At 39.8% G+C, this 13,533-nt stretch carries 10 protein-coding genes; 1 reads left to right on the top strand and 9 read right to left on the bottom strand.

Features of this window, described 5'->3' with window-relative positions:
- Nucleotides 1–541 precede the first annotated feature (541 nt).
- From AAV98_RS18860 to AAV98_RS18825, 8 genes are all read right to left on the bottom strand, one after another.
- A complete protein-coding gene (locus AAV98_RS18860; protein ID WP_060667063.1) occupies nt 542–1,444 on the bottom strand; it encodes an AEC family transporter in 903 nt (300 codons plus the stop codon).
- Nucleotides 1,445–1,530: 86 nt separating this feature from the next.
- Nucleotides 1,531–2,961 carry an aldehyde dehydrogenase family protein gene (locus AAV98_RS18855; protein ID WP_060667059.1) on the bottom strand — a complete coding sequence of 477 codons (1,431 nt, stop codon included), beginning with the start codon at nt 2,959–2,961 and terminating at the stop codon, nt 1,531–1,533.
- 16 nt (nt 2,962–2,977) lie between these two features.
- Complete coding sequence (locus AAV98_RS18850) at nt 2,978–3,700, bottom strand: GntR family transcriptional regulator (protein ID WP_060667058.1); 723 nt, start codon at nt 3,698–3,700, stop codon at nt 2,978–2,980.
- A 43-nt stretch (nt 3,701–3,743) separates the two neighbouring features.
- Complete coding sequence (gene sftI, locus AAV98_RS18845; RefSeq protein WP_060667057.1) at nt 3,744–5,087, bottom strand: sulfoquinovose isomerase; 1,344 nt, start codon at nt 5,085–5,087, stop codon at nt 3,744–3,746.
- Nucleotides 5,088–5,213: 126 nt separating this feature from the next.
- On the bottom strand, nt 5,214–7,253 hold the full coding sequence (locus AAV98_RS18840) for an alpha-glucosidase (protein ID WP_156317861.1): 2,040 nt from the start codon (nt 7,251–7,253) through the stop codon (nt 5,214–5,216).
- 12 nt (nt 7,254–7,265) lie between these two features.
- Nucleotides 7,266–9,044 (bottom strand): solute:sodium symporter family transporter, encoded by a 1,779-nt coding sequence (locus tag AAV98_RS18835; protein WP_060667056.1) that lies wholly within the window; start codon nt 9,042–9,044, stop codon nt 7,266–7,268.
- Nucleotides 9,045–9,082: 38 nt separating this feature from the next.
- The gene (locus AAV98_RS18830; RefSeq protein WP_060667055.1) at nt 9,083–9,760 is read right to left on the bottom strand and encodes a DUF4867 family protein; all 678 of its coding nucleotides are present in this window, start codon (nt 9,758–9,760) and stop codon (nt 9,083–9,085) included.
- 67 nt (nt 9,761–9,827) lie between these two features.
- Nucleotides 9,828–10,508, bottom strand: a complete 681-nt coding sequence (locus AAV98_RS18825; RefSeq protein ID WP_060667054.1) for a transaldolase family protein — start codon at nt 10,506–10,508, stop codon at nt 9,828–9,830.
- 245 nt (nt 10,509–10,753) lie between these two features.
- Between AAV98_RS18825 and AAV98_RS18820 the strand changes: the two genes are divergently transcribed.
- Entirely contained in the window at nt 10,754–11,170 is a 417-nt protein-coding gene (locus AAV98_RS18820; RefSeq protein WP_060667061.1) for a DUF4395 domain-containing protein, read from the top strand.
- Nucleotides 11,171–11,876: 706 nt separating this feature from the next.
- On the opposite strand, the gene AAV98_RS18815 is transcribed toward AAV98_RS18820, so the two are convergent.
- Entirely contained in the window at nt 11,877–13,418 is a 1,542-nt protein-coding gene (locus AAV98_RS18815; RefSeq protein WP_060667053.1) for a bifunctional GNAT family N-acetyltransferase/carbon-nitrogen hydrolase family protein, read from the bottom strand.
- Nucleotides 13,419–13,533: the final 115 nt, after the last annotated feature.

The raw sequence follows: 13,533 nt of genomic DNA, 5'->3' as shown, positions 1-13,533 counted from the left end.
TCATTCGGAGGCTATGAGGACAGTCTTTGTATGTTTTTGTGGTAGAAGGTCGTCATTCGAGGCCAATGAGGACAGTGTTTGCATGTTTTTGTGGTAGAAGGTCGTCATTCGGGGGCTATGAGGACAGTGTTTGCATGTTTTTGTGGTAGAAGGTCGTCATTCGTAACCAATGAGGACAGTCTTTGTATGTTTTTGTGGTAGAAGGTCGTCATTCGTGGCCAATGAGGACAGTCTTTATGTGGTAGTAAGCCTTCATGCCCTCTGCTTACTTTCATACTTAAATAGTAGTAAGATCCATTTTCCTTAACCCTGAAGATCGTCTCATCGTATGGACTAGCGTAAACGCTAACATCACCGCTCTTCTCTTCTAAGAGTCACACAAAAACAAAAGAAAAACATTAAAATAGTGGAGGTATTAAGAGTTACCTTCATATCAGGAGGCTATTGGACCGCCCGCAGGCAAGAGAAGCGCTTCGCACAGACATCAACAAAGCCTTGTAGCAAATATTAAAAAAGCCAGATCCTATATTAGGAACTGACTTTATAAAACAATCCAAAACATAACTGGTAAACTAACAATAGTCAACAACGTACTAATCAACGTACTACTCGAAACAAAATCCGGTTCTGTATTAAACTCCAACGCATACATTGTCGTATTGGCAGCAGTCGGCATCGCAGCCATAATTATCATCAACTGTTTGACCATTGGATCTACAGGAAGTATCAAAGTTAAACCAAATGCAATTAAAGGTGAAAGAATTAATTTAATGCCAATGGCATAAGACAATTTTTCCTTAGGTGCATGTTTAATAGAAATCTTAGCCAACTGCATCCCCAATATGATCATGATGACAGGAACAGTTGCATTTGCTACGAGATCGACCGCCTCCATGATAGAAGAGGAAACAGGGATGGAAAGAAACTGGAAGGACAAACCAATAATTGCTCCGTAAAGAATCGGCATTTTTACCACTGCCCTTAAAGCTGTTTTTACGCCAGCATTTTCGGGGCTCCCTTTTGCAGCATAATATACACCAACTGTGCCCATCAGTAATGATTGCACGACCATCAGCACAACCGCATACTCAAAGCCTGCAGCTCCAAACAGCAATAATGCAACAGGAGTTCCGTAATTTCCATTGTTCATGAAGCTTGCAGCGAGAATCATCCCGCAAGTTTCTGCCCTAGAAAACTTTTTTATCCAAGATAGCATATACACAAAAACGATCAATGAAAAACAAAGAAGAAACGTATATAAAACGATATATAAATGATTACTACTGAATGCATTCGTATAAAAAGTCCGAAATACCAGTACGGGAGAAAGCAAATACAAGGCCATCTTTGACAATGTTTTGGTATCAAACCCCAATGTCTTCTGACCAATGAACCCTATGGCAAATATCATAAATACAGGTAGTAGTACTTGTAAAAAAGCCAAACCTTTTCGCCTCAATCCTCTAAATAAATGGAAAAGCCCCGGCTCCACCAACCCGAGCCAGGCCATCCTATTACTTTACCATACTATTATAAGTTGAACACAACGATTCTTTCTTCTGTCATTTCCTCCATTGCATATCTAGGTCCTTCTTTTCCAGTACCGCTTCTCTTCACGCCACCATATGGCATATTATCCACTCGATATGCAGACGCATCATTCACGATCAAGCCACCCACTTCGATTTCTTTAGCAGCCTTCATCGCAAACCCTAAATCCTTCGTGAACAACCCAGCCTGCAGTCCATAATCAGAATCATTTACCTTTGCAATGACTTCCTCTTTTTCTTTATAGGTTGCAACAGAAACGACTGGTCCAAACAATTCCTGACGGCACACTTTCATATCATCATGCACATCTGTAAGAATGGTAGGATAATAGAAAGCTCCCTCACGTTTAGCACCTGTGACAACCGTTGCGCCTTGTTCCACTGCTTCATTGACCCAAGCTTCGACGCGCTCTGCTTCACTTAAGCGTATCATCGGGCCAATATCGGTTGTTTCTTCTAAAGGATTGCCAACCACAAATTTTTCTGTTTTCTCTTTAAGCTGTTGGACAAAAGTTTCATACACATCTTCATGTACATACACACGTTGTACAGAAATACATACTTGACCTGCATTATTGAAACTTTTCTGAGCTACCATGGAAGAAGCAAGCTCTAAATCTGCGTCTGAGTGCACTACTGTAGCGGAATTGTTTCCAAGCTCCAATGCTACTTTTCTAAGACCTGCTTTTTGACGGATCAGTTCACCAACTCGTGGACTTCCCGTAAAGGTGAACATATTTACATCATCATTTTCTAGCAACCAGTCGCCGATGGTTGCACCGTCTCCAGTAAGTACGTGTAATCGACCTTTAGGCAATCCAGCCTCTGTAAGCACTTTAGCTAACATATAGGCGCAAACTGGTGTCACTTCTGCAGGTTTTAACACTACACTGTTGCCCGCTGCCAATGCTGGACCGATTTTATGGCAAACAAGATTTAAAGGTACGTTGAACGGTGTGATGGCTGCAATAACTCCAACTGGTACTTTTATTGTGAATGCCATTCGGTTTTCAGATCCTGGTGCCGCTTCCACCGGAACACCTTCCCCGTGGATTCGTTTTGCTTCTTCTGCAGAGATTTCCAGCGTCTGTGCCGCACGCTCTACTTCTCCTCTTGACTCTCTAATAGGCTTACCTACTTCTGTTGCCAAAACTTTAGCAAACTCTTCTTTTTTTGCTAGTAATAGCTGTGACGCTTTTAGCAGTACTTGATAACGTTGATATGGAGTAAAATCCTCTTTTAATGAATCCTTTGCTATTTGTACTGCTTCTTTTACATGTGTTTGTTCCGCAACTGCAACTTCATAAGCAGCTTCTTGTGTATATTTATTTGTGACAGCCATGGTTTCTTTCGTTTCTACCGCTTGTCCATTAATATATAATCCATGTGTAGAGATAGTTGTTGTTGTCATCATTACAGCCCCTTTATCATCTAGTTAGTTCCACGTTGTAGTGGTATTGATCGCTCCTAAATTTTGTTCTGGTAAACTCCATTGGTTTGTCGTCCAGTCCATAACTAAGCCTTGTCATTTCAATTAATGCTTCCCCTGCCCTTATTCCGAGCAAATCCGCTTCATGCATCGTAGCATTCATGGCAGATATTTTTTCATTGGCTTTTCTTAAGGCAATACCATTCTGTTCGAGAATTTGATAAAAGTTTGCTTGATTCAGCTCTTCTTCCATAAGTTTCTCACCAATTGATTTTGGCCAGCAGCTTCTTTCATAGGCAATGGGTAAGTTATCTGCAAATCGAATTCGTTCAATGACCAAAATGGATTTATCATCCGTTTGAAGCATGGCTTTTTCGTGGAACAAGTCGGTGGAGAATTCAGCTCTAATAAGTTGAGAATAAGGTGTTAATCCACGCTCTAACACTTCTTCAGCAAAACCCTTTAATCTCCCCAAATTTCCCACAAGCTGTTGGGATTTAACAATGGTACCCCGTCCTTGCTGCCGTTCTAATAGTCCATCTTGAACCATCATGCTAATTGCCTGTCTGATGGTTGTTCTACTAACCTCAAACTCTTTCATCAACTCTTGTTCGGTTGGTATTAATTTATTTGGCAGCCATATCTTCTCCTGGATCCGCTGAATAAGTGTTTCCTTTATTTGAAGATAGAGTGCTATTTGTTTGTTACTTTGTTGTTGCATATAAAAAACCCCTTTGTTGTCCCCTTAGACAAGCAAACTCTTTTTAAGAGCCATAAATCTCTGTTTTAATGCCTAGCATTCTACCAAGTTCCACTAGTTCTTCCACAACGTCATCGTAGACGAGAGCAAAATGTGGCTCAAATCCTTCATTCATAACTTCATATAAAGTTTCTGTTACATCTTTTTGTAAAGCAACTTCTACAGAAGTACCTTGGAAGTGCTGAGGAGAGTCAAGCGCTTCTCCCTTCATGATCAGAAAACGATATCCTTCTGGTGTATGACTCACACGGAAAATCGTGACTCCGCCAGCCTTTAATCCAAAGTCCATCGTGAATCCAAGTTTTCTGTTTGGATGTACACCTGCTGTTGCGCCCGTCTCTTCTCGTGCTAAGGAATACGCTCCTGCACCACAATGCCAAAATACTACAGAATTATTTTCTTCATTTACATGGACAAGGTCACCAAGATACGGTGCTTTTCCACCGCTCAATTGTTGTAAAACAAACATGGATACTGAACCATGAATATCTGACTCACAGGAAGAAACCACGCCGTCTTCTGTAAATTGAGATAGAGTGGAACAAGCAGCAGCCCCTAAATCGTTGAAAAAGTCTGGCCAGCACCTAACCGCAATAGCCTGTATGTCGTGTGCTTCGATATGTTTTTTGATATAAGTCGAGAATTGCGCAAATTTCGTAACTGTTTCGTCTGATCGATTTAAGCCGATTACTTGCTGTTCTGCTCTTTCAATCGCAGGTAACCATTCCTCTTTAGGAAGCTCTACACATTCTTTGAATGCTTTTTGTAGATCCATTTTATATAAGTTCACACCAAGCGCTTCTTTTAGTTCTTGTTCGTTTGTATCTGAGAAGAAGAATCCTGGTGGGTGCTCTCCCACTACCCCAATGGTTAAATCATTTAATTGAGCAAGGACTTTGCTTACTTTTAATTGTTTTGTCAATTTATCCTGAAGTTTTTGTTCATCTGGATTTCCGAACACAAAGGCGAATGTGTGGTTATGATTTCGTAACACATTACTTGTACTGTTTCCGCCTGTTAAAGAATTTAGACGTAATCGCCCACCTACACTTGGTTCCCTTACAGACCAGACGATTACAGGCTCTGATCTATGTTTTAATATCTCAACCATGAATTCACCATCTGCAAATGTGACACTTTGATAAAGGATGGTATCAATCTTTTCATGTTTAGCTTCTTTCAAGAAATCTTCCAATTCCTCTACAGAAGTTAAAATACCTTTTGGCTCGATAACCTTTTCACAAGTAGCATTCAACCATTCAGAGCTCTGAAGACGATATGTTTCGCCTGCTTCTAAATCAAATGTTTTTCTTCCGATAGGCACATATAAAATATTGTTAGTTAGCATTATTAGTTCCCCTTTATGAATAGGCTTACATTGAGTATAGCATAGGTTACTACCTTTTTGTAAATATCATAACCTTTTATTTTAGTAGAAAGGGACTGTTTTAACGAAAATCAGTCCCTTGTTCTATTATTTTATATCCTTCAATTTATCGAATAGATTCGCCCACTCTGAGTTCTTGCGGTAGAAAACAGGTGGCTCTCCAATTGGGGCATTCACAGTAATATCCCCGCCTGCATACTCTTTTCCACTCCAAACATGGACCCATTCATCCTCAGGAAGATAAACATCCCACGTTTTTGCTCCTTCCTCATACACAGGTGCTACAAGGAGGTCTTTTCCATACAAGTATTGATATTGTATTTCATAAGCTGCTTTATCATTTTCATAGTGCATGAAAAGAGGACGTTGAACTGGTGTACCTTTTTCTGCATTCTGCTTTACTAAACTCTTTGTATATGGAGCCAATGTTGTATATAAGGTAGTCATTTTTGCAAGTTGTTCTAGAGAACGATCAGTATCGTCAAATTGGAAGCAGTCGTATGGTCTATTGCCTTCATGGGAACGCATAACTGGTGTGAACGCGCCAAGTTCCGTCCAACGCAACAACAACTCTTCGTTTCTCTTATTGCCAAACAAACTGGTGTATCCGCCAATGTCACTATGATGCAATCCATTACCTAGCATCCCTGCTGAAAGTGCTGCTGGAATGACGGATGCTAACCCATCGTCCAAGGTAAAATCAACACTCTGGTCGCCGCCCCATAATAATGTATTGTACTTCTGTATACCTGTATAGCCAGCTCTCATAAAGTAGACAACGTCACCTAATTTTCCTGCTTCTTTTACAGCTTCGTAGTTTACCTTTGCCCACATAGTAGGCCATGCGTTATGCATTTTCATTGGATCTTCTCCACTGTGCAGCTTCACATTTGTAGGAAGATATTCTCCAAAGTCAGCCATCCATCCGTCCAATCCAAAGCCGATTAGATTATGTTGTATGACCGTTTTATACCATTCTGTGGCGTCAGGATTTGTGAAGTCAACCACGCCACAATAGAACTCGCCAAAATCTACTAGGTAGACTTCATTGTCATCATTCAATGCTAAATAACCTTTTTCTTTAGCTGTAGCAAATAGATTTCCTTCCTCCGCTACATAAGGATTGATATACCCAAGGAAGCGAATACCTTTTTCTTTCCATTCGTGAATCTTTGTGTCCAGGTTTGGATACGTTTCCGGATTCCATTGCCAATTCCACATAAGGCGCTTTCCAAAGGAAGTCATACGGATTCCTTGCCAATCCTGACACCAGACACCGCCTACTTTGACACCTTTGGCTAGGGCTTTTTCCAATTTTTGTTCGACTACATCTGTCCCACCCTGAATGCCTAACCAGATTCCGTTATAGGTCCACTCGGGCAATTCTGGCTGACGCCCAAAGCGATCCGTGATTTTTTCAAGCAATTCAATAAAATCATTAGCACCTTCAAGCACGACCTCTTTTGGCATTTCCCAAATTTGAAGCTCATGGAAAGACTCGTTTCTAAAATCGAAATCCGCGTAAGCAGTCGTTTCTACATGGCAATAATATTTTCTGCTAGATACAAAGGTCGGTTGTGGATAATTAGTATGATAATAATCTCCCCCGGCCATTCCGGTTACATCTGATTGCCACGTTACATAGGTGCTTTTGTTCCTGCCAACTCCAGGTTCTGAAGTCCATAGAGGGAAGTTCTTCCCTCTCATATTAAAGTGAGTCAGCTGTTCTCCGCACCCGTACACTTTTTCCTCTTTATCTGCCTTAAGACGAATCCAAAAACGGTTGATGTCCTTGTTTGCTTTTACAAATACTAGCTTTACTTCATTAACATTTTGGAGTAATTGAACAGTTACAACAGAAGGACCATTTGGATAACTTGCAAAATCTAGTTCAATTGAGTCATTCTCGTTCCTTACTGTGATAAAGGGAAGAGCCATACGTTCTGTTACATAATCTTTAATGTCAAAGTTTCCTCGAAACATTTTGACGTTCTCTTGTCCTTTTCCTACAAAAAGGAAGGGAGCGCCTGGTGAGTGATGAAAAATCTCCTCCCCTTTCCATGTAACGGTAATACTATTATTCTCCGTCATTACCTGCATCATATCATTTTCCGTGAACACTGCCATGAGATGTCCCCCTTACGCTGATTTTTTATTTTTGATAAGTTCTTCTTGCTTCTTATCAAGATAGTTTTCATATTTTTTGTTCCATACTTTCATGGATAAATAACTCATGATAATTGATAGGAAGAGCACACAGCTTATTATTGGCAAGAAATACGGCGAAACAATGGCTGACTCATACGCTAAGCCGATCGGCGAGAAGACAACATATGTCATCACTACCAGTGTTAATAAGATAACCGTTGTCAATAAGGAGTATTTCCACGGTGTAAGCTCCACTTTTGCATTCTTTTTATATACATAAGGTGTTTTCAGTGGTTTAACGTTACCAATAAGCAACATGATTCCAACTTCCACAAAGAATAGAATCGCGTAAATATGAATAAAGTTCAAATCAACTGTAAACCCAAATAGATGATTGGTTCCCCACACAAGCATGTAGTACGTAATTACGTGGAAAATGACTACTACTTTCGCAGCTAGTGCCGGAACGCGTTTGGAAAGTAGTCCAACTAACACAATCGTAATGATTGGAATGTTAAAAAATCCAGTAAAACGACGGATCAGATCCCAAAGTCCTGTAGACGCTTCCATTAATAGCGGCGATACACAGAACGATACAAGGGCAATTAACACCCCAAAGATTTTACTGATCTTAATAAGTTGCGCGTCTGTTGCATTAGGATTCATTGTTGGTTTATAAATATCTAGTGCAAACATGGTTGCAGCTGAGTTTAATAAGGAGTTAAAAGAACTGAATACTGCTCCAAGTAAAACCGCTAAGAAGAAACCTGACATATAAGTCGGCAACAAGTCAGCAACAAGCGCTGGATATGCCAAATCTACTGATTCGAAATTACCTCCATATAAGTGAAACGCAATGACTCCTGGAATCATCATAAATAAAGGAATTGCCAGTTTGAAGAATCCAGAGTAAAGAACCCCTTTTTGTCCTTCTGATAAACTTTTTGCGCCCAACGTACGTTGAATCACATATTGGTTTGTCCCCCAGTAGAAGAGGTTAGCAAAAATCATACCTGTGAAAATGGTGCCAAACGGTACGGAATCATCGCTTCCGCCAATGGCATTTAATTTTTCAGGATGTGTAAGGGCGATGGTCTTCATTCCTTCCACCATACTGCCGTTTCCTAATGCAAGAAAGCCTAGAATAGGAATCAATAATCCAATGACAAGCAAGCCTAAGCCATTAATCGTATCAGAAACAGCAACGGCCTTTAATCCACCAAATATCGCATATACCGCACCAATAATTCCTACTACCCAAATAATTAACCAAACAGACTGGCCGTATGAAATCCCTAACAGTTCAGGTACATCGAATAGCTTTAAGATGGCTAAAGCACCAGAATAAAGGGTAGACGGAATAGTGACAAGTATATACCCTAACATGAACAATATAACAGTGTATCGACGAACACCCTCATCATACCGGGTGCTCAAAAATTCTGGTAACGTTGTAAACGCTCCCCCTAAATATTTTGGAAGTAAGTATAAGGCCATGATTGTAATAGCAAACGCCGCCGTAACTTCCCAAGCCATATTGGTCATGTTCTTTCCGTAAGAAGCCCCATTAAGACCAACCAATTGCTCTGCTGAGAGGTTTGTAAGCAACAAGGAGCCTGCAATAAACATCCCCGTCAATCCACGACCTGCCAGGAAGTAACCTGTAGAATCGTTTACTTCTCCTCTTGTTTTTAAATAAGAAAACCAAGCAACCAATCCCATAAAAAACATACATGATAATAAAGTAAAAAGGACATTAGACATCCCCATATCTGTCACCCCTTCAATTTGAACAACCATTTAAGCGTTTACATTTTATAGGAAATTTCAATATTTTCCCCATCAATTCCCGGATAGGCCCCTTTATTCATGAGCACTTCCCTTTCCGGATGGGCTAAAAGCCACTTGTTTTTCATAAATAACAGTTGATCTTCCTTTGACTTCCTTACAAGACCTTCATTTAGAGGTTCATTCGTACCTTTTGGTAGAATAACAACCGTTTTAAACCCTTCATCCCGCACTTTACAAGGAGCAAAATGGAGCGTTGTAGCGTAGAGTTCCACTGCTTTGCCCTCTGGCACGAAGAAACCGGTTACATTATTACTTTTAAAAGAATTATCTACAATATCTTGTACCTGTCCTAGTAATAAAATCATATCGGTACCTGCCACATTAATTTCGCTGGATTTATGGTACTCCAAACCATTTAAAGTGGAATTTACTCCGTTACAATAACCAACTTGAATGTCCATTCCACCATAAAAGTTATTTTTAATTAATTCGGAAGGCGTTCTTTGTTCCATTTCCGGAATCGATGCCATATAGATATTTCCTTCGTTAGGAATATCCGTTTCATTCATATAGTTAAGATAACTTGTAAAATCGTATTCTTCTACTATTCTACCAAAAGGTAAGAATTCTTTATCATTTATCTCGAAAATGGATAGATTTGTATTAAGTGACCTTAACATTTCTAGCTTAGACATTTACAACTCTCCTATATTGCGAGTTTATTATAGGGGCTCTTCTTGATGAAGAGCCCAGCTAATTATATTACTTCACTTCTTCTAATTCTTTAGCAGTGTTATCCCAAGCGTCGCGGAAAACTCCTAGACCGTAATCAGTGAATGGATGTGCAAAGCTTGCTTTATATACATCAAAGCCACATGTCACAATATCTGCACCAGCTTTAGCTGCATCTGCAATTTGCTTACCATTGCGAAGAGCTGCAACAATTATTTCCGTTTTCACATGGTACATTTTGTAGATATCTACAATGTCTTGAATGTATGGAGCTGTATCTTCTCCACTGTTTTCTTTCCAACCTACGAAAGGAGAAACAAATTTCGCTCCGATTCTAGCAGGTTGTAAAGCTTGAGAAGGAGAGAATACCAATGTTACGTTTGTACGAATTCCTTCTTCCTCAAGTCTTTTGGCAGCAATCAGGCCTGGCTCCGTGCAAGGGATCTTGATGATGAAGTTGCTTGATAAACTAGCAATCTCTTTTCCTTCACGTACCATTTCTTCAGGATCTTCTAAATGTGGGTTGATTTCAACGGAGATAGGAAAGTTCTCCACGTTTTTAAATTCTTCCCCTAATTCTTTTAAAACTGTCAAAAAAGGCTTGCCGCTGTTCATGATATGTCTTGGATTAGTTGTAACCCCATCAATTCCCCAATTCTTGTACGCATAACGAATCTCTTCAATTTTTGCACTATCTAAAAAATATTTCATTCTAATTCCCTCCTAAAATGTCTGGATGTTTCTAAAATGATAATAATATTGTTACCTTTACTAAAAGGTTATTACCTTTAGATACATAATAAGAAAACGCATTCAATTTTGCAAGCCTTTTTTATATTTTTTTAATAATTTACTAAAAACAACAATATCCAGTTTTTATTTATTGAACTTATCTTGTAGTTTAGAGTATGATGTTACTAACAAATATCCGATAATACAGGTGGGATTAATTGTATATGGAAAATAGTACGATACCAAAACCGTTAGTAACTTTTAATCAATGGTTCATTTTGACTTCTGTCATTCTTTCACTTGCAACAGGTTTATATTTTATAATGGTATTACCTCTGGTTTCAGGATTTATGGGATTGTTGTTGAAATGGAATCCTGCTCTTATTGTTGCCAGAAGATTCCTCTCTAAGCCCGCAGGATTTTATGTTCAGGAAGATGTTGCTCAGCTGCAATTTAATCAGAGCATTGCGGTAGCCTGCTTGGGATTGTCGCTTTTCGGTTTTTATTCCGGATTTGTTGTTATTGGTTTTGTGTTTGCCATTATGGTAGGTATTGCTTCAGGAGTTGCTTTGATGGGATTTTGCGTAGGATGTTTTCTCAGATTTCAGTGGCAGCAGTATCGATATCGTCGGGCAAGCTAAACAGTGACTTAAATATGATTGAAATGAACTCCATTATGGGGTTCATTTTATTGTCCAGGATTTATTCGAATTGGTATGATGACTTTCTACTCCAAAAACACATAGACATTGGCTTCATTGACCTCGTATGACGACATTCTATCTTAAGAACATCCAGACTTTGTCCTCATTGACCTCGTATGACTACCTCCTTCCTCAGAAACATCTTAACATTGTCCTCATTGACCTCGTATGACTACCTCCTTCCTCAGAAACATCTTAACTTTGTCCTCATTGATCTCGTATGACTACCTCCTTCCTCAAAAACACACAAACTTTGTCCTCATTGACCCCGTATGACTACCTCCTTCCTCAAAAACACACAAACTTTGTCCTCATTGCTCCCGTATAACTACCTGCTTCCTCAAAAACACACAAACTTTGTCCTCATTGACCTCGTATGACTACCTCCTTCCTCAAAACATCTAAACATTGTCCTCATTGACCTCGTATGACTACCTCCTTCCTTAAAAACACCCAAACATTGTCCTCATTGACCTCGTATGACGACCTTATTCCTCAGAAACATCTTAACATTGTCCTCATTGACCTCGTATGACTACCTTATTCTTCAACCCCCCCCAAACATTGTCCTCATTCATCCCCTCAATAATCGTAAAACACATAAAAAAAACGACCCCACAGAAGGATCGCTTTCTTACATAAATCATTTTTTATACTTAATCTCATAAACATCCCTGCGGCGGTCTTTCAATTGACGCACTGTCCCTGACTGACGCTGGCGGCGGAGGATCTCTAAGTCCACATCCCCGATGATTACCATTTCAATATTCGGGTTACACTCTCCTACAATCCCGTCCCTCGCAAATTCGAAGTCTGATGGTGCAAATATAGCGGATTGAGCGTACTGGATATCCATGTTTTCCACCTGAGGTAGGTTCCCACATGTTCCTGCGATAACCGTGTATATTTGGTTTTCCACAGCACGGGCCTGCGCACAATAACGGACACGCAAGTAGCCTTGGCGGTCTTCTGTATTAAATGGACAGAAGATAATGTTTGCTCCCTTTTCTGTTGCAATGCGGGCAAGCTCAGGGAACTCGATATCATAGCAGATTTGAATCGCGATTTTTCCACAATCCGTATCAAAGACACGAACACTGTCACCGCGGCTAATCCCCCACCATTTTCTTTCGTTCGGTGTGATATGCAATTTGTACTGTTTTTCAATCGTACCATCTCGGCGGAATAGATAAGCAATGTTAAATACCTTCTCATCCTCCTCAACAAAGTGGGAACCACCAATAATATTCACGTTGTACTTTACTGCAAGGTCTGTAAATAACTGAATGTACTGTTCTGTAAACTCCGTTAAACGCTGAACTGCTTTGCTAGGTACCTTTTCATGGAGAAAGCTCATTAACTGAGTCGTAAAAATCTCTGGGAACACAGCAAAATCAGCACCTGCATCTGAAGCGACATCTGTGTAATACTCCACCTGTGTGGCAAACTCCTCGAAGGAGCTAATGGATTTCATCATGTACTGAACCACACAAATTCTTACAGGGAACGAAGTTTTGAAATGACGTTTAGTTTGCGGGATGTACTCTACATTGTTCCATTCCATAAGTGTCGCATATTTGTTCGATGCAACATCATCAGGCAGATAGCCCGGGTTAATACGCATTAAAGTAAACTCATTCAACAATTGAAAGGAAAGCACGGGATCATAAATTTTATGACGCATTACTTGCCTAACATACTCACGTGGAGTCATCTCTTCCGCATATTTATGGTAGTTTGGGATGCGTCCGCCAATGATGATACTCTTTAAATTAAGCCTGCGTGCAAGATCTTTCCTAGCTTCGTACAGCCTATGCCCCACCTTCATCCGTCGGAAGCCAGGATGCACCATTACTTCAATTCCATAAAGGTTATAACCATCTGGATTATGGTTGGTAATGTACCCCTCATCAGTTATGTCATCCCATGTATGACGGTCATCATATTCATCAAAGTTAATCAACAAGCTTGAGCATGAACCAATTATTTCCCCATCATATTCTGCGCATAGCTGTCCTTCCGGGAACATGTTTAAATGACTTTCGAGATGTTCCGGTTTCCAAGGCTGCATGCCTGGAAAGCACAAGTGCTGAAGGGCAATAATATCATCTATGTCTTTCATTTCTATGTTTCTGATAATCATTTTTTTCTCAAATTTAGATAAATCGATTTTTGACAATGCCATCATCTCCTATCCTTATGTACAAACAAATAAAAATGGGTCCAGTTCTAATGTAAACGGAGAATGCCCAATATTACTTATTCCCCAATTTTATCATAAAGAAACAAAAAACAATAAA

The sequence above is a fragment of the Bacillus sp. CHD6a genome (assembly GCF_001293645.1).
In the GTDB taxonomy this organism is placed as follows: Bacteria; Bacillota; Bacilli; order Bacillales; family Bacillaceae_I; genus Sutcliffiella_A.
This window is presented reverse-complemented; position numbering and strand designations above follow the sequence as displayed.